This window comes from Nonomuraea turcica (assembly GCF_030718205.1).
Lineage (GTDB): Bacteria > Actinomycetota > Actinomycetes > Streptosporangiales > Streptosporangiaceae > Nonomuraea.
The window spans coordinates 46,951-64,089 of record NZ_JAUZQF010000027.1 but is presented as its reverse complement, the minus strand read 5'-3'; the positions used below and the strand labels follow the sequence as shown (position 1 = coordinate 64,089).

Here is a 17,139-nt window from a genome sequence, read left to right as displayed (position 1 = left end):
CATGGCGATGATCAGGTCCCACTGCCGCCTCAGCCCGAAAGCGGGCCGGCCTCGGCACTGGGACGGCGTGACGGTGATCAGGTCCCACTGCCGCCTCGGGCGGAGAGCGGGTCGGCCTCGGCGCCGGGATGGCATGGCGGTGACCCGCACCCACCACCACCTCGGCCCGACGGCCGGCCAGTCCCGGCCCCACCGGGCGGTATCGATGGCCCGACCCTGGCACCACTTGGGCGTACCAGCGGTCCGATCCCCATACCGCCCTCCTTCCAGGCGTTCCGGGCAGCGCTGGCCTCGCGGGGCCCTGCCTTGGACCCCGGCAAGCCGGGTCTTCGCGTGCTGCTCGCCGTCGGCGCCCTTGCGGTGGCCGTCGCCGGCTTCTTCGTTTGGCGATCTCAGCCCACACCGGAGCCACTCCCGCCTCCCACCCCGATCTCGTCCTCGACGCCGTCCCCGACCGTAAAGGTGACCGTCCACGTCGCAGGCAAGATCCGCAAACCCGGCGTCTACCTTCTCCCAGCGGGCGCCCGGGTCGCAGACGCGGTGACGGTGGCCGGTGGGGTGGCCCGTGGCGCCTCCACCGGCTCGCTCAACCTCGCCAGACGCTTGATCGACGGGGAGCAGATCGTGGTGGGCACCCCCGCGGGCCCGGCCGCTCCCGGCTCTGCCGTCTCGGACCCGGCCGCGACCGTCCTCGACCTGAACTCCGCCACGACAGAGCAACTCGAGCAACTCCCAGGTGTGGGAGAGGTCCTAGCCGCCCGCATCACCGAGTTCCGTGACAGCCACGGCGGATTCACCAGCGTGGAGCAGTTGCGCGAAGTGAGCGGCATCGGCCCGCGCAAGTACGACGAGATCAAGCCGAAGGTTCGCGTCTGACATGGCCGTCGGCACGGACTTCGACGAGCGCAAGCACGCCTGGCCGCTGACGCTTCCCGCTCTCGCCGCCTGGGCCAGTGCCCTGATCCTCCTCGATCGCGCCGCTTCCGTCAGCCTGATCGTGGCAATGTCCACAGCACTGGCCGCCTGCGCCGTGGCGTGGCGCACTCGCGCATCTACCAGGAGTTGGCGCAACGTCGCCTTGGCCACGCTCATCTGCGCAGCGGCTGTTTCGGCGTCGGTTGCCTTCCGGGTCCAGGCTCTCACCACCGGGCCGGTAGCCGCACTGGCGGCGAAGGGCTCGTCCATCACCGCCCAGATCGCCCTCACCGACGACCCCAAACGCAGAGCGTCCCGAGGCGGACGTTTCAACCAGGACAGTTATGTGGTCGCGGCCACCCTCGAGATCATTCAGAGAGCCGGAAGCAGACAGGCCGTCAGCGTTCCCATCACCGTCTTCGCCAGTGGGCGCGAATGGAGCGACTTGCTCCCCAGCCAGCATCTCGAAGTCACCGGCCGTCTGGCGAAAGCGACCCCTGGCGACTTGGTGGCGGCCATTCTCCTGGTCCGGGGTCCACCACGGGTCCTGACGCCACCGTCGCAGCTCCAAACGGTCGCGGGCAGTCTGAGATCCGGCCTGCGCGCCGCCGCCGACGTCCTTCCCCCGGACCAGCGAGGACTGCTTCCCGGCCTGGTCGTGGGCGACGTCTCGCGCATGGATCCGCAGGTGGCATCCGATCTGAGGGAAGCCGGGATGAACCACCTTCACGCGGTGAGCGGGGCCAACCTCGCCATCGTCGCCGGCGCCACCCTTGCCATTTCCCGCTTTATCGGCCTTTCCCTGCCCATGAGGGCGGGTTTCGCCGCCATCGCGATGCTCGCCTTCGCCGTCGTGGCCCGCCCGTCGCCAAGCGTCCTGCGGGCCCTCCTCATGGGCCTGGTGGCCGCCGTCGCCCTTGGCACAGGACGTGCGAGGGACGGCCTCGCGGCGCTGTCGGCAACGGTCCTGCTGCTGATGTTGTTCGCGCCCGAATTGGCTCGCTCGTACGGTTTCGCGCTCTCGGTCGCGGCCACCGCAGGCATTCTCATCCTCACCCCGCGCTGGCGTGACCGCCTGTCATCCACAGAGCCGCGAAGTGACGTGTCCCAAGCCGGCGACTTCCAGGGCGGTGACTTCCACGTGGGCGATGTCCGGGGTGGCGATGTCCGGGGTGGCGATGTCCGGGGTGGCGATGTCCGGGGTGGCGATGTCCGGGGTGGCGATGTCCGGGGCGGTAGCTGCCAGGGCGGTGATGCCCAGGGCGGTGATGCTCAAGGCGGCAACGCCAGACTGCCGTACCGGTTGCCGCGCTGGCTGGCGGAGGCGGTGGCCGTGCCGGCGGCCGCTCAGGTGGCCGTGACGCCCGTGCTCGTGCTGATGTCGGGACAACTGACGCCCGTGGCGGTGCTCGCCAACCTGCTCGTGGCGCCGGCAGTCGCTCCCGCGACCCTGCTCGGCTTCGGCGCCGCACTCGTGGCGCCCCTATGGCCTGAGGCGGCGAGCTTCCTGGTCGTCCCGGCCGGATACGCCGTCGGCTGGATCATCGCGGTTGCCGGCTGGGCCGTCGGCCTGCCCCTCGCCACGCTGCCGTGGCCCAGCGGCCTCCTGGGGATCGGCCTGCTCGGGCTCACGGCGGCCGTCGCGATACCCATCCTGCGCCGCCGGGCCTGGCGGGCGACGGCGCTGACGGTCGCCGCCGGCGCGCTGGTGGCCGTCCTGGCGGTACGTCCCCTCGCCGGGCCGTGGCCGCCCGATGGCTGGCTGATGGTGATGTGCGACGTCGGGCAGGGGGACGGGCTGATCATCGCGGCGGGGCCAGGCCGGGGCGTCGTCGTCGACACCGGCCCTGACCCGGTCATCATGGACCGATGCCTGCGCAGGGTCGGCGTTGACGACGTACCGCTGCTCGTTGTCACGCATCCGCATGCCGACCACGAGGACGGGCTCACGGGAGTGCTCAGGAACCGGCGTGTGGGGGCCGTGGTCGTCAGCCCGCACCGCACGGAGCCCCGAGCAGGCGCGCACACATCGGTCACCCTGGCGCAGCGACGGATACCCGAATGGACGGCGGCGCCGGGGAGCCGCTGGCGGTTGGGGCCTTCGGAGCTGACCGTGCTCGCTCCCGACCCCGCCATGAGCGAGATGCACGGGCAAGGGGAGGGCAGTGCGATCAACAACTCCAGCGTGGTGCTCCACGTACGGTGGCGTTCGGGATCCATACTGCTCGGCGGTGATCTGGAGACGGAGGCCCAGGAAGAGCTTCTGCGCCGCGTTCGCGTACGGGCCGACATCCTCAAGACTCCGCACCACGGATCCAACCGGCAGTCGCCCGCCTTCCTGGCTTCCCTTGGGGCGCGGGCGGCGTTGATCAGCGTGGGCGCCGACAACGACTACGGTCATCCGGCCCCGTCCACGCTCGCGCTGCTGCGGCGCCTCGGCGCGATCATCTACCGCACGGATCAGGCTGGAGATCTTGCGGTGGTCGAGCGCAATGGGGGATTGGCGGTGGTAGCGCGTGGGCCGTAGTCCGTCCTAGCGGGCAGGTGGAAGAGTCCGTCGGGTGCAGCAGCCCGGTTCTGGCAGGCGGGGCGGTGTTCGATCCGAGCCCTCGCCAGGCGACCTTTATCCGAAGAATGCCGCGGTCGTCGCCACGAACCGGTCGGCGTCACTGAGCCATGGGAAGTGGCCTGCTCCTGGTTGCACGACGAAGGCGGGCCGCTTCCCGGTCGGCCCATGGCGCGTCGCGCGTGCCGTGTCATGTCAGGCCGTGGATGGGGCTGTCCCCGTACAGCGCGCCAATGTCGACCAGGAGGACATCGCGGCGGCGTTGGGCGGCATCGATGACATCGGGATGGAAGCCGTACAGGGAGAACAGGGCAAGGACCGCGTCATCGGGCCGATGTCCTTGGTCGGCGAGTAGGGTGCGGATGTGTTCGAGGCGCTGGAGGTCCTTCAGCCCGCGGGGCTGGATGGTGGCCTTGGCCTCACCGATCAGGGCGATGGTCGCCCGAGGGCTTTGCGGGCGCTCACCTAGCGCCATGGCGAGCAGGTCGACCTCATGCCTGGTCCGGGCGGCAGGATCGGCGATCTCCGCTGTGCCGACCGCGCCGAGCGACAGCCGCGTCTCGTCGAAGGCGAAGGTGCGGGCCCACTCGCGCGCGGTCTCCTCGAAGTGCGGGCCGAGGATCTTCGAATGGTACGTCGGGCGGGATGACTGCCATACCTGGGCTCCGCGCCGCCGTTCCACCAGGTCCACCATGGGCAGCGTGATCAGCTGGTTGAAGCGGATCACCGGGTCTGCCACGCTGATGACGGGATGCCGTGCCTTGAGCATGTCCTGCTCTCTGCGGATGTAGCCGGTGGACTCGAGTACTTCCAGCGGAGCGACCATGGCGGAGCGGGACCGCTCGAGCACCGAACCGACCTTCGCCGGTGTCGACGCACCCCGGGCCACCGCGGACAGCACGTCGTAATACAGCGTGCGGTGGGTGATCCGCGGGTCCTCGCGCAGCAGAAACTCCGCCTCCACTCGTGAGTACAGGGCCCGCCCCGGGTCCAGCAGGGTGCGTTCCACCCAAGGACCGAACTCCGCCTCGCTCTGCGGCGCCGGTCCCGCGGCCAGCGGCCGGTAGCCGGGGGCGCCGCCGAGCACGGCATCCACCTGCAGTGCCACCGCCGGATCCTCGATCCCCCAGTGGGTGCGCGTGGTGCGGTAGTCGAAGGCCGGCAGGCGCAGGTCCAGCACGGCTCGGCCGCGTAGCGGCTTGGTGCCGGACAACAGCTCAGACATCACGCTCATGGCCGAGCCGCACAGCACGATCCGGCCACCGGGCGCCTTGCCTGACTGCGACTGGTCGTACAGCAATTGCAGGAACCCGGGGATCTCCGGGGAGTGCTGCAGCAGATACGGCAGCTCGTCGATGACGATCAGTGGCGCCCCCGGCGCCCGGTTCACCACATCCAGCGCGGCGGTGAGCACATCCCGCCAGTCGTCCAGCCGCATCGCCCCAGGTCGCACTCCCGCGTGCGCGGCGATCGCCTCGGTGAACCGGTGCAGCGCGGGCACCCGGCCTTCCTCTTGTACGGCGGCCAGATATAGCCCGCCCGCTGCTTCTGTGAGCGCCTCCAGCAGGAACGACTTCCCGTTCCGCCGCCGTCCCGAGAGGATGGCCAGCCGCAACTCCGTGGCTGGATCGACGAGGAAACCGTTCAACAGCGCCCACTCGTGATCACGGTCCAGCAGCCGCTCTGGCTTGGCCAGCGGTATAGTCACAACCCCCCCATAGTTGTTCAGGTTGACCTTAACCAATTCCGTATAGCTAAGCCTAGCTCACGTGGGCGCGCGGTCATATAGCCGCGTGTGGCCGACCAAAGGAGAGAGCCATCGCATCCAGCGCACACCAGGCCAAGGGCCTGACGCGTCCGCGCACCGGCAACGGGAGTAGCGCCTTTGTCTGTCCAGGCAAGGCCGCGCACTGATGCCGTGATTGACATCGTCGAGTACCAGGTTGTCGGTGGCGCATGGCATGCTGCCAGGCATGGCGGGAAGCGATCCAGCACCTGTGACCTTGGTCCTCGGCGATGAGGAGTTGCTGGCCGAGCGGGCGGTGAGCGGCGTCGTAGCGGCGGCGCGGGCCGCAGGTTCGGGCGTCGAGGTGCACGACCTCGTGGGGAGCAAGGTGACGGCAGGGGAGTTGATCCAGTTGACCTCGCCATCGCTCTTCGGCGATCGTTCCGTGGTGGTGATCCGGTCGGCTCAGGATCTGCCCAAGGAAGTGATCAACGAGGTCGTGACCTATGCCAAGCAGCCGTCCGACGACACCGCGCTCGTGCTGGTGCACCCGGGCGGGGTGAAGGGCAAGGCGCTGGTCGACGGGGTGAAGAAGGCCAAAGCTGCGGTGATCATGATCAACAAGGTCACCAAGACGGGGGAGCGGCTGGATTTCGTCAAAGGCGAGTTCAAGCGGGCCGGGCGAGGCATCTCCAGTGACGCGGCTCAGGCGTTGCTCGATGCCGTTGGCAACGATCTGCGGGAGCTGGCGGCGGCGTGCGGCCAGCTGATGTTCGACACCGAGGACAAGACGATCAGCGCGGCGGCCGTGGCGCGCTATCACAAGGGGCGGGCCGAGGTCACCGGGTTCAACGTGGCCGACTCGGCGGTCGAGGGGCGGCTGGGCGACGCTCTGGAGCAACTGCGGTGGGCGCTCGGCACCGGCGTCGCTCCGGTGCTGCTAGTGAGCGCCTTGGCCGGAGGACTGAGGTCGCTCGCCAAGGTGGGGAGTGCGCCGCGCAATCTCCGGGGCGGACAGTTGGCGAGCCATGTCGGGATGCCACCGTGGAAGGTGGATCGGGTGAAGCGGCAGCTCAACGGATGGGGGCCCGAAGGCTTGTCGAGGGCCATCCAGGCGGTGGCCGACGCGGACGAGCAGGTCAAGGGCGGGGGAGCGGATCCGGCGTACGCGCTGGAGCATACGGTGCAGGTGATCGTGGCCAGCCGCACTGGGAGGTAGTGCGCCGCTGTGCCGGAGCTGAGGCTTGGCTCGTGGTGGGTGGGCTAGCGGATCTGGCTCGGTGGGGCCCGAGCAGCGAAACCGTCCTACTACCGGAGATGGGGGGCGGCCTCACTCGGCACGCGCACGGGTGCGTGAGCGGTAGCCGGCGATCTTGGCCAGGTTCCCGCACCGGTCCATTGAGCACCAGCGGCGTCGTCGTGCCTGTGAGTCATCAAGGAACAGCAGCGAGCAGTCTGGATTCTCGCATTCCTTGACCCGCTCCAGCTGCGGGCCGCCGAGCAACAGCACTGCGTCGCGGGCCACGGTCGCCAAGGCGGCGGGCGTCACGTCGGCGCTGCGCCGGCTGATGGACGGCAAGTCGCCGCTGACGGAGAGCTGTGGGGCGAGGTCGGGATTTGCGGCCACCGCGTTGGTGAGCGCGACGTCGGCAGGGTCGACAGGACGCCCGGCGATCGCGGCGCGCAACAGCTGGTAGATCGCCTCACGCAGGCCCAGGGCGTCCGTCAGGTGCTCGATGGTGGCCGGGGGGACATCCGGGCTGAGTCCGGCCTCGTGAATCCAGCGGCCGAGTGCGGCGGGGTTCGGCAGCCTTTCGACGGGAACGGCGTGCCGCTTGCCGAGCGTGGCGACGAAGTCAAGACAGAGGCGGCCGCCGATGAAAGGGAACGCCATCAGGGAGGCGGCAGGCGGGCGGGTCATGCTCCGATCCTACAGGGTTGACACCTGTTGAATAGGTATACATGATGACACCTGTTCAATTAGTGTCGAGAGAGTGAGTGCGGCATGCGCGCGGTGCGGATCGACGAATTCGGCGGACCCGAGGTCTTGCGTCTTGTGGAGGTCCCGGTCCCCGACGCCGGGCCGGGCGAGGTGCTGGTACGAATCGCGGCAGCGGGGGTGAACCGGGCGGACGCCCTCATCCGTTCGGGTTCCTACCATCGGGCCGGACGCCCGCCGCTGATACCCGGACTGGAGGCGGCGGGCACGGTGGCCGCAGTGGGCGACGGCGTGCACGGCATCGAGGTGGGGCAGCAGGTCATGGCGCTGGGCAGCGGCCTGTATGCGGAGTTCGCCGCCGTGCCCGCAGATCGGGTGGCCGTCCTGCCGAAGGACATCAGCATGATCGAGGCCGCGGCGCTGCCCACGGCCTGGCTGACCGCTTGGTACTGCATGCGGCGCCTGGCCAGGGTGGAGGCCGGCGAGACGGTGGTCGTTCAAGCCGCAGCCAGCGGGGTCGGCAGCGCGGCCGTGCAGATCGCCGCGCAACTGGGCGCGCGGGTGATAGCGGTAGCGGGCTCGGCCGGCAAGGCCGCGTGGGCGGCGGGCTTCGGCGCGCATGAGACCGTCGACACCTCCGACCACCCCGCGGAAGCGGCGGTGGCCGAGGTCATGCGGCTGACCAGCGGGCGCGGCGCGGACGTCGTCCTGGACGCGGTGGGCGGGCCTACGTTCGCGCACAGCCTGCGCCAGGCCGCCTACGCCGGGCGCGTGGTCGCTCTGGCCAACGTCGCGTTGGAACCGAGCATCATCGACACCCGTGACTTCTATCCCAAGAACGCCGCCATTCTCGGCTTTCAGCTCACCAATCTGCTGCAGCACGGCTACGACCCCCGCGACGACCTGCGGGAGATCGCCGGCCGGGTGGCGTCGGGGTCGTACCGGGTTCCGGTGGAGGCGGTCTTCCCGATGGATCGGGCCAGCCAGGCCCACGAGCGGCTCGAACGGCGTGACAGCCGTGGCAAGAACGTCCTCACGACTGCCGAGACCGGGTGAGCCCTCCGCTCGGCGGGCGCGCGCCGTGTGCTCTTCCCGGACGGCACGTGGGCGTGCCCCATGGAGGCGGCCGGGGTCGCCCTCGCCCGCTAAGGAGTCAGGTCAGAGCCGCCTCGCGGACCACGCCGTCGCTGATCTCCAGCACCCGGTCGGCCAGCGTGATCAAGCTGGGGTCGTGCGTGGCGACCAGGGCGGTGACGCCTTCGCTCCGTACGAGGGCGCGCAGCAGCTCCATGATCTGACGTCCGGTCTGCGAGTCCAGCTGCCCCGTCGGCTCGTCGGCCACGAGCAGGCGCGGCCGGTTCGCCAGCGACCTGGCGATCGCCACTCGCTGCCGCTGCCCGCCCGACAGCTCGTACGGCCGCTGGTTGGCGTGCTGCTCCAGCCCCACCAGGGCCAGCAGCATGCGGATGCGGGCCTCGCGTTCCTCGGCCGGCATCCGTACGAGCCGCATCGGCACCCCCACGTTCTCGGCGGCGGACAGGACGGGGATCAGGCCGAACGACTGGAACACGAAGCCCACCACGTCCCTGCGCAGTTCCAGCAGCGCCTCTTCCGACATCGCCGTGACGTCGTGTCCCGACACGGTGACCCGGCCCGCGTCCGGCCGGTCGAGGCCGCCGATCTGGTTGAGGAGGGTGGTCTTGCCGGACCCGGAGCGGCCCTTGATCGCGATCAGCTCCCCGGGAAAGACGGAGAACGACACGTCGCGCAGCGCCACGACCTCCTTGGGGCCGGTCCGGTAGACCTTGCGCAGCCCTTCCACCACGACCAGGGGCGAATCAGTCACTGGAGGGCTCCTCTCGGGACGGCCAGACGCCGATGTGGTCGGATTCGAGCTCCAGGCGTACGCGGCGCTCCATGTTGAGTGCGTTCATGAAGTCGCGCGGGAGCTGCAGCCGCCCGACCCGGTCGAGCACGGCGTACTCCTCGGCGATGATCTGGCCCTCGGCGCCCTCGCGGCGCAGCGTCTCGCTGCTGGTACGCCCGTCGCGAATGCCGACCGTCCGGTCCACCTGCTCCGACACGAGCGGGTCGTGCGTCACGATGACCACCGTGACCCCCAGCTCCCGGTTGGCGGTGCGCAGGGCGGCGAACACCTGCGCCGCCGTCTCGCTGTCCAGCTCACCCGTCGGCTCGTCGGCCAGGATGAGCTGCGGGGAGTTGGCCAGGGCGACGGCGATGGCCACGCGCTGCTGCTCGCCGCCCGACATTTCGGGGACCTTGTGGTTGGCGCAGTACGCCACGCCGAGCAGTTCCAGGAGCTCCATGGCCCGGCCCTTCCGTGCGGAGCCGGCGAGCTTCATCGGCAGCTCGACGTTCTCGCGCGCGTTCAGATACGGCAGAAGGTTCCGCGCCGTCTCCTGCCAGAGGAAGCCGACCACGGACCGCCGGTAGCGCAACCGGTCGCGCGGGCTCATCGACAGCAGGTCCATGCCCGCCACCCTGGCCACCCCGGCCGTCGGGACGTCCAGCCCGGACAGCACGTTGAGCAGCGTCGACTTTCCCGAACCCGACGCCCCGACGATGGCGACCAGCTCGCCCTTGTCGATCACGAGGTCCAGGCCCTGCAGCGCGACGACCTCGACGCCCTCGGTCTTGTAGATGCGGACGAGGTTGTCGCACACGATGTGCGCGTCACCGCCGAACGCGGCCTTCTTGCGCGTGGCCCTGGCTTCCAGCTCGGACAGGGTGCCGGACTCGGGCACGTCGGACACAGCGCCGGACTCAGGCACGTCGGACATAGAGCCGGACTCGGGCACGTCGGGCAGGGTCGGGTTCATCACGAATCTCCTACTCGGAGTGCGGTGCCGAGGCTGCGACGGCGGCCGATGGCGGTATACGCGTACGCGCCGAGCGCGGCGGCGACGATCAGCCCCGCCGCCAGCGCGCCAGGCGTGAGCAGGTTGGGGGAGTAGTCGCCGACGGGCAGGTCCCCGGCGTACGCGGACAGGTCCACACCGGGCCCGAGCGCGGCCGGCAACCCGAGCCCCAGCCCGAGCCCCACCAGTGCGGTGAGGAGAACCATGGGAAGCACCTCCAGCACGGTCAGCCGCCGCGCCTGCCGGTCCGACAGCCCGAGCGTACGCAGGAACGACACCGACCTGGCCCGGTCGGCGGCCCCCACGACCAGCGACAGGACGACGGCCACCAGCGCGTACAGCCCCAGCGCCACCGTCACCACGGTCAGCGTGGAGCGGACCGCGCCGGTGAGCGGATCGTCCCGGATCGCGGCCAGCGCCCGCTCCTGCGAGTCCACGGTGGACGCCGGCACCATCCGCGCCAGCTCGGCCGGCGGGACCTCGCCCTTGATCAGCAACGTGTTCACCTCGAGCCTGGGCAGCGCGCTCGTGGACATGACGATGAACTTCCCGCTGGACCAGAACCCGGGGACCGAATCGATCACACCCTGGGGGGTCACCCGCGGCCGCCCCAGCCACCCGACCTCGAACGCACCTCGCCCCCGCAGCTCGGGCGAGACCAGCGCGGATGTGCTGCCGGACAGTGCCGGCAGGCTGATGGGCGCGCCCGCGAGGAGCCGTCGCCACTGTGCCACGTCCACCGCGATGGCGGCGGCCCACTCGGGGGCGTTCGCGAGCTGCACCCGCCCGGTCTGCGCGAGCACCACCTGCTCCACGCCGTCCGTCGCGCGCACCTTCTCGATGACGGAAGCGGGGATCTCCCCGATCGACGTCACTTTGATCGGCGCCCCCACCAGCTGCCAGGACGCACGCACCTGCGTGCTCGCGATCCCCTCGGAGATCACCGTCGCGAACACCGACACCGCCAGCGCCGGCAGCAGGATCAGCACCGGCAGCCCGCTGGCAGAGCGCGCCCGGGCGGCCCTGGTCAGCCCCAGGAACGCCACGGCGGCACGGCCGCGTGCGGCCAGCCGTACGAGCAGCCGCAGCGGGTACGGGTAGCAGCGCAATGTGATCAGCGCGGCCGCGAGCGTCAACGCGACCGGCACGAACAACAGGAAGGGGTCCTGGGATAGCCCGCGCGCCCGCAGCAGATAGGCCCCCGCCAGCGCCAGCCCCACGACCAGCACCTCCAGCGTGACGCGCCGGGCGGACGGCCGGGCCGAGGCCACGTCGTCGCGCCGCTCGTGCAGCGGCGTGCGATGCGCGAACGACACCCGAACCGCGGCGAACCCCACGGCCGTGACCACCACGACCGCCGGGCCTGCGTGCACGACGGGCAGCACCGGCCCGGGCACGAGGAAGGACAGGGCGTACCCGGCCGCGGCCGCGGGCGCCACGGCGAGGCCGGTCAGTGCCGCCCCGGCGCCCGCCACCTGCCGGAGCGACCCGCCCCGTGCCCGCGCCAGCGCCAGTGTGTGCTCCATCCGGTCGGTCAGCGACCGGACCGCCAGCACGATCACGCCGAGCGCGACCGCGAGCAGCCCGCCGAGCGCCAGGTAGATCACGTTCTGCGCACTGGCGAGCGCCGCGCTGAAATCGCTGAGCAGGTTGGGCAGCCCGGTGTCCAGGCGGTGCGCGGTGGGGCTCACCACCTGGACCGACAGCAGCCGCTCGAGCTCGGCGACCGCGGCGCCGATGTCCGGCACGTCCAGCGCGCTCGCGGTCCGCCCGTCCAGGGGAAGGACCCAACGGTAGGTCAGGTTGCGGGACTCGCCGCTCAGCGCGGCGAGTCCCGCGTCGGACATCAGCGTCGTGACGTGGAACTCGAAGTCAAGCCCGCCCGGGGGCAGGTGCCTGGCGACGTGCAGGAGGTCGGCGTCGTGGCTCCAGGAGCGATCGTTCGGGTTCTTGGCCTTGAACAGGCCGACGATCTTCACGGCGACGTAGTCGCTCTCGCCCAGCACCTTGCTGTGGCCGACCGCGAGGCCCATCTCGCGCACGGCCTCGTCCACGACGCCCACCTCGATCAGCGGGATCGTCTCGCCCTCGTGGCGCGTCGTCGACACCGGGCCGGGCGCCCGGCCCTGGACCCAATCCACCCGCTGGTCGGCGTCGGACAACCAGCCGAGGTTGATGTACGTCCTCCCGCCGGTCCCGGCGACCGGCGTGCGGGAGGTCTTGGCGCTCATGTGACCGGCGGGCGTGACCAGCGGCCGAAGCGGCGCCGGGACGATCTGGCGCCATTGATGGTAGAGGGATGCGAACTGGCCGCGTTCGTGCAGATCCTGATCGGGAGTACGCGGCTCCGAGGCCACCGTCAGGTCGGTCTGCACGGCGGGAGCGGTGCTCAGCGACCGGCGCAGCGCCTGGTCGAACGACGCCTGCGTCGCGCGGGGCAGGCCGGCGACGAGCAGGCAGGCGACCGCCGTCAGCGCGACGAGCACGGCCAGGGTGCCCGCGTTCGCCCGGGCAAGGAGGGCAATTCTCATCGCTCCTCCAAGACGTGCCCGCGCCACAGGCGTCGCGCCAGCCCGGCGACGATCGCGAACAGCACCCCGGCCATCAGCACCAGCATCGCGGCCGTGGCCGTCCAGGGGATGTCGAGCAGCACGCCGGGCGTCACCGCCGACGCCTGCCCGGTCAGCACGATGTGCGGGACCACCAGCGTCCCGACGGCCACGGCGAGTCCGGCGCCGGCCGTCAGCGACAACCCGATGACGAATGCCTGCTCGATCGTCAGCAGCCCGAGCACCTGCCGGGAGCTGGTCCCGAGCGCCCGCAGGACGGCGAACTCCGCCCTCCGCTCCCGCGCCGCGACCGCCGCGTTCACCAGGAATCCGAGCGTCGCGAAGCCCAGCGCCGCGGCGAACCCCAGCATCAGTGCCCCTTGCAGCCCGCTGGCCAGCGGGTCGTCCCGCAGCGTGGCGGCCAGCTCGTGCTGGTCGACCGCGGTCACGTCCCATTCGGGGCTCTTGCGAAGCGTCGCCCGCGCCGGTGCGGTGTCGTCGGTGGCGAGCCACCACTCGGTGGCGGGCCTGGGTGGCTGCGCCGCGGCCAGCTCGTGCGCCTGCAGCGTGCCCCAGTCGGCGAGCACGGCCCTCTGGCCGGCCGCGGCGGTCGGCATGCTCTCCACGACACCCACCACCTTGATCTGCAGGACCCGGCCGGCGATGTTGACGCGCCCGGCCTGCCCGGCACTCATCTTGAGCGTGGCGGCCAGGTCGGCGGTGAGGACCACCGGCAGCGGGCCGAGGTCTCGCAGCGGCCCGAAGGCGGCCACGCCGGGCAGGACACCGGAGGGCTGGGGCACCGCCACGTCCCGGCCGTCCGCGCTCAGCCCGCGCAGCCTCAGCTCCGTCGGCGCGCTCGCGACGAGGCCGCGCAGCGACAACGGGTAGGTGATCTTCCCTGACCGCCCGGCCAGCGGCCGCAGATCGACGTCGATCCGGTTCTCGCCCTTCCGAAGCACGCCGAGCGGGAGGTCCCGCCACACGCCCAGCGCGTCGGACAGCACCAGCCGTGCCGGCACTTCCGCGTCCGTCGCGACCCGCACGGCGAGCGTGCGAGGCTGCCCGGGAAGATCCAGCCTGCCCGCCTGTTCGCCGACGAGGGCCCGGGACATCTCCGCGACCGTCTGCGCCGACAGGTCGGGGCGCAGCTGGAACAGCTCACCGAGCTGGGCCGCGTCGAGTCCGAGCAGCAGCGCGCTCTCGTTGCTCACCTCGCTCTGCCCGCGAAAGGCGGGTGCGGCCGCGGTGACGCCGGGCAACGCGCTGAACGCCGTGCCCCGCCCGAGCGACCCCAGCTCAGGCCCGTCCGGCGGCCCCGACAGCCGCAGGTCGGCCCCGGCCTGGTGGCGGGCCTGGTCGAGCTGGGAGGCCCGCCAGGTGGCGGCGGTGGTCATGGACAGGATGCCGATCGCGACCGCCATGGTGAGCAGCAGCGCGGGACCGCCGTACCTGAGCGGCCGTCTGCTCACCTGCCACGCCCCGAGGGCGGGGGCGAGCGTGGGCCGCCGGGAGGTCATCCGCTCGGCCAGCTTCGACACGCGCGGCACCAGTCGCAGCCCCAGCATGCCGCCCGCGAGCAGCGCCAGCGCGGGCCCGGAGATGATGAGCGGGTCGATGCCGAGCCCGCCCGCCGCCGTCGCGGTGACCGGCGCGCCGTAGCGCTGCAGCTGCCAGATCGCCAGCGCGGCCACCCCGAGCAGCCCCAGGTCCGCGCCCGCCCGCTCGATCAGCCCGCGCACACCGCCGCGGCCGCGCGCCGACATCTCCTCCACGTACGTGCGCCGCGCGCCCGCCAGGGCCGGCAGCATCAGCAGCACGGCCGACGCCAGGGCCACGCCGAACGACACGAGGAACGTGCCGAGGTCCGCCGACGGCGCCAGACGCACCCCCGAGGCCCTGATCCACGGCAGCTGATGGACCAGCGAGAGCAGCGGCGGGCCGAGGAACGGCGCGACGAGCGCGCACGGCAGCGCCACCAGCAGCGCCTCGCCCCCGGCCAGCGCGGCCAGGCGGATCGTGCCCGCGCCGCGCGAGCGCAGCAGCGCCACCTCCATGCGGCGGTGGTCGGCCAGCAGCCGCGCGGTGAGCATCAGCGCGTACCCGGCCAGCAACAGCAGCTGCAGCACCGGGATCAGCATGGTCGAGCGGGCCACCAGCGACGCGGTGTCGAGCTGGGTAAGGACTTCCGGCAGGCGGCTGGCCACCACGCAGCTCACGCAGCCGGCCGCGGTCAGCCGCTCGCCTACCTGGGCCACGGCGTCCGCCGTCGGGCGCAGCCGCTCGGGCGTCAGCGCGCTCAGGTCGGGCTCCGCCGTCCAGATGGCCCTGACGTTGGTGGCGAAGCGCGCCACGAACGTCTCGCGCGCCACCATCAGCGGCCCGTAGGTGGTGAAGTCGCCGCGCTCGACGCCCCTGCTCAGCAACTGCTCGCCGGCCCAGCGCTCCTCCGATGGGTCGCGAAGCTGGAAGACGCCGACGATGCGGACCGTGACCGGGCGCGGGTCGAGCCGGCCCTTCGTGACGATCTCCCTGCCGACCTCGAAGCCGGTGGCCGAGGACGCCGGCAGCGAGATCGCCGCCTCGATCGTCGATCCGCCGGCGCGCGGCCAGCTGCCGGAGATCAGCTCGGCGTGCCGGTCGAGCCCGTCGTAGCTGCCGAACCTGAGCAGCTCGGGCTGTTCCCTGCCGTCCTGGCCCGGCATGACATATGAATCGGAGCGGAAGCTGGTGGTGATGGCCGGGACCGCGGCGTAGGCGCGGGCGAGCTCCTCACGCACCGCCCGGTCGTACGTGGGGAAGGTCTCGGCGGTGATCTGGGCGCCGACGGTGGCTGCCGTCTGGCGGTAGGAGGCCGTCTCCATCGTCCTGCGCACGCCGGCGTCGGCGATGGACGAGGCGTACATGGTCAAGGCGACCAACGTGGTGGTCGCCAGCAGGATCGACCCGAACGCGGCCAAGAGGAGCAACGGCTCGCTGAAGGCCCTCTTGACGATCAATGGCCCCCGCATGCGTCCCATTGAATGCGCTCTGAGCGAAGGACCGGAAGGCGATCATCGCAACGGTGACGGACCCGGTATGCCCATGTGATATCGAAACTGTGACAAAAGCGCACACAAAACAAGAACGCCGCACCCTGATCCGGGTGCGGCGTCTGTCTGCCAGGTCTTACTTGGCGGCCAGCGCCGCGGCCTGCTTGGCGATCGCCGACTTGCGGTTGGCGGCCTGGTTCTTGTGAATGACGCCCTTGCTGACGGCCTTGTCCAGCTGACGGGCGGCGGTCTTCTGCAGCGCCACAGCCTGCTCGACGTCGCCCTGCTCGGCGGCCTCGCGGAACTTGCGGACGGCAGTCTTCAGAGAGGACTTGACCGCCTTGTTACGCAGACGAGCCTTCTCGTTCTGCTTGTTGCGCTTGATCTGGGACTTGATGTTCGCCACGAAGAAGCCTCGGTGAGAGTCTGGGTGATGGATGGGGCGCGCGGGCTCGAGAGAGGGCGCGCCACACGCAGTTGAACAGCATACCAATAACCTGGGGAGGCCGCTCAAATCAGCGCCAGCGTGTCATGTACTCTCGCCAGTCTTCTTCCGTGGCGGCGAAGTCCACGTAGAGGGCGAGGCCGAAGCGCTCGCGGCGGCCGTGCTCGGTCAGCGCCAGCCTAGCGCCCTCGGCGGCCATCGCGACGCTCTCGGCCGCGTCGGCCCAGGCCAGCCCGTGATCGTGGTAGGCCGGGGCGCCGATGAGCACCAGTTTGTCGTCGGGGGCCAGGTCCAGGGCCAGCTCTGCCTGGCGGGCCACGTAGCCGCCGTACAGTGACTGCAGCGGGGTGAAGGAGTCGTAGGTCATGACCGCGACCTGGTCGACGCGGCTGACGACCTGCTGGAAGTAGCCGTGGGACCAGTATTTGTCGTGGGTCAGGATCGCTCTGGCGGTCAGGCGCATGCCCGGGTACGGCTCGATCTGGGGGACCGACGTGGACAGGAGCTTCGTGTGCGGTCTGGTCCGCTCCAGCAGGTCCAGGAATTCGGCGTCGTCGTCGCCGATGGGCTCGAAGTTGTAGTGGATGCCGTCGTAGCCCTGCTTCATGATGGCGGCGACCCCGGCGAGGACGTTCTCGCGGGACCGGGGGTCGTCGAGGTCGAGGCCGTTCTTGACGCTCTGGCCGAGCCAGGCGGAGACGCGGACGGCAGGGAGGTGCTTGTGCATCAACGTCACGAAATTTGCGGCGTTGGGGTATTTGGACGGTTTTAAGCTGCCGTCCCACTCGAAAGGGCCGGAGTGCACGTACACGTCCTTGACGCCCGTGGTGCGCAGCCGTACCGCTAATTGTTCGACGTCGCGTTCCGTGCGGCGGCCGTCCACCCACATGTGGCCCAGCCAGAGGGCGTCGTTGCCGGTGCTCTTCGCCCAGGCCGCTGGCGCACCGGTAAACTGAAGGCGGAGCGCGGCGGCGAGGAGGCCGGCCAGCGCCACCACGACGACCAAGGCAAGCGCGAGCAGGCGCAGGCCGCGGCGGATGACGGTTCGGGCAATCACCTGGGCATGTCACCATGAAAGACGCTTGACC

At 70.9% G+C, this 17,139-nt stretch carries 12 protein-coding genes; 4 read left to right on the top strand and 8 right to left on the bottom strand.

Translation table 11 applies throughout. The features are described 5' to 3' along the window. Positions 1-462: 462 nt before the first annotated feature. Positions 463-876: a ComEA family DNA-binding protein gene (locus Q9G87_RS48060; RefSeq protein WP_305923368.1), complete on the top strand. Its 414-nt coding sequence runs from the start codon at positions 463-465 to the stop codon at positions 874-876. A gap of 1 nt (position 877) precedes the next feature. Further along, the gene (locus Q9G87_RS48055) at positions 878-3,442 is read left to right on the top strand and encodes a ComEC/Rec2 family competence protein (RefSeq protein WP_305923367.1); all 2,565 of its coding nucleotides are present in this window, start codon (positions 878-880) and stop codon (positions 3,440-3,442) included. Positions 3,443-3,671: 229 nt separating this feature from the next. Here the strand turns inward: Q9G87_RS48055 and Q9G87_RS48050 are convergent, their stop codons facing one another. Then, complete coding sequence (locus Q9G87_RS48050) at positions 3,672-5,189, bottom strand: AAA family ATPase (protein ID WP_305923366.1); 1,518 nt, start codon at positions 5,187-5,189, stop codon at positions 3,672-3,674. A gap of 253 nt (positions 5,190-5,442) precedes the next feature. Between Q9G87_RS48050 and holA the strand changes: the two genes are divergently transcribed. Further along, the gene (holA, locus tag Q9G87_RS48045; RefSeq protein ID WP_305923446.1) at positions 5,443-6,426 is read left to right on the top strand and encodes a DNA polymerase III subunit delta; all 984 of its coding nucleotides are present in this window, start codon (positions 5,443-5,445) and stop codon (positions 6,424-6,426) included. A gap of 111 nt (positions 6,427-6,537) precedes the next feature. Here holA and Q9G87_RS48040 read toward each other — a convergent pair whose 3' ends face one another. Continuing rightward, the gene (locus Q9G87_RS48040) at positions 6,538-7,128 is read right to left on the bottom strand and encodes a CGNR zinc finger domain-containing protein (protein ID WP_305923365.1); all 591 of its coding nucleotides are present in this window, start codon (positions 7,126-7,128) and stop codon (positions 6,538-6,540) included. An 84-nt stretch (positions 7,129-7,212) separates the two neighbouring features. Between Q9G87_RS48040 and Q9G87_RS48035 the strand changes: the two genes are divergently transcribed. After that, the gene (locus Q9G87_RS48035; RefSeq protein WP_305923364.1) at positions 7,213-8,202 is read left to right on the top strand and encodes a quinone oxidoreductase family protein; all 990 of its coding nucleotides are present in this window, start codon (positions 7,213-7,215) and stop codon (positions 8,200-8,202) included. A gap of 97 nt (positions 8,203-8,299) precedes the next feature. Here the strand turns inward: Q9G87_RS48035 and Q9G87_RS48030 are convergent, their stop codons facing one another. The 6 genes from Q9G87_RS48030 to Q9G87_RS48005 form a co-directional block, all read right to left on the bottom strand. After that, positions 8,300-8,992: an ABC transporter ATP-binding protein gene (locus Q9G87_RS48030; RefSeq protein ID WP_305923363.1), complete on the bottom strand. Its 693-nt coding sequence runs from the start codon at positions 8,990-8,992 to the stop codon at positions 8,300-8,302. Continuing rightward, the gene (locus tag Q9G87_RS48025) at positions 8,985-9,986 is read right to left on the bottom strand and encodes an ABC transporter ATP-binding protein (RefSeq protein ID WP_305923362.1); all 1,002 of its coding nucleotides are present in this window, start codon (positions 9,984-9,986) and stop codon (positions 8,985-8,987) included. Before Q9G87_RS48025 ends, Q9G87_RS48030 begins: the two co-directional genes overlap by 8 nt. Further along, positions 9,986-12,556, bottom strand: a complete 2,571-nt coding sequence (locus Q9G87_RS48020) for an FtsX-like permease family protein (RefSeq protein WP_305923361.1) — start codon at positions 12,554-12,556, stop codon at positions 9,986-9,988. Before Q9G87_RS48020 ends, Q9G87_RS48025 begins: the two co-directional genes overlap by 1 nt. Continuing rightward, entirely contained in the window at positions 12,553-15,585 is a 3,033-nt protein-coding gene (locus tag Q9G87_RS48015; protein WP_305923360.1) for an ABC transporter permease, read from the bottom strand. Before Q9G87_RS48015 ends, Q9G87_RS48020 begins: the two co-directional genes overlap by 4 nt. A gap of 157 nt (positions 15,586-15,742) precedes the next feature. After that, positions 15,743-16,012: a 30S ribosomal protein S20 gene (gene rpsT, locus Q9G87_RS48010; RefSeq protein WP_305923359.1), complete on the bottom strand. Its 270-nt coding sequence runs from the start codon at positions 16,010-16,012 to the stop codon at positions 15,743-15,745. Between the two features lie 109 nt (positions 16,013-16,121). Beyond that, positions 16,122-17,108 carry a glycoside hydrolase family 18 protein gene (locus tag Q9G87_RS48005; RefSeq protein ID WP_305923358.1) on the bottom strand — a complete coding sequence of 329 codons (987 nt, stop codon included), beginning with the start codon at positions 17,106-17,108 and terminating at the stop codon, positions 16,122-16,124. Between the last annotated feature and the right edge of the window lie 31 nt (positions 17,109-17,139).

Excerpts from the sequence above, each read along its gene's own strand:
- Q9G87_RS48015 (WP_305923360.1), bottom strand. The coding sequence starts at position 15,585 with ATGCGGGGGCCATTGATCGTCAAGAGGGCCTTCAGCGAGCCGTTGCTC.
- holA (WP_305923446.1), top strand. The coding sequence starts at position 5,443 with ATGCTGCCAGGCATGGCGGGAAGCGATCCAGCACCTGTGACCTTGGTC.
- Q9G87_RS48025 (WP_305923362.1), bottom strand. The coding sequence starts at position 9,986 with ATGAACCCGACCCTGCCCGACGTGCCCGAGTCCGGCTCTATGTCCGAC.
- Q9G87_RS48035 (WP_305923364.1), top strand. The coding sequence starts at position 7,213 with ATGCGCGCGGTGCGGATCGACGAATTCGGCGGACCCGAGGTCTTGCGT.
- Q9G87_RS48020 (WP_305923361.1), bottom strand. The coding sequence starts at position 12,556 with ATGAGAATTGCCCTCCTTGCCCGGGCGAACGCGGGCACCCTGGCCGTG.
- Q9G87_RS48040 (WP_305923365.1), bottom strand. The coding sequence starts at position 7,128 with ATGACCCGCCCGCCTGCCGCCTCCCTGATGGCGTTCCCTTTCATCGGC.
- Q9G87_RS48055 (WP_305923367.1), top strand. The coding sequence starts at position 878 with ATGGCCGTCGGCACGGACTTCGACGAGCGCAAGCACGCCTGGCCGCTG.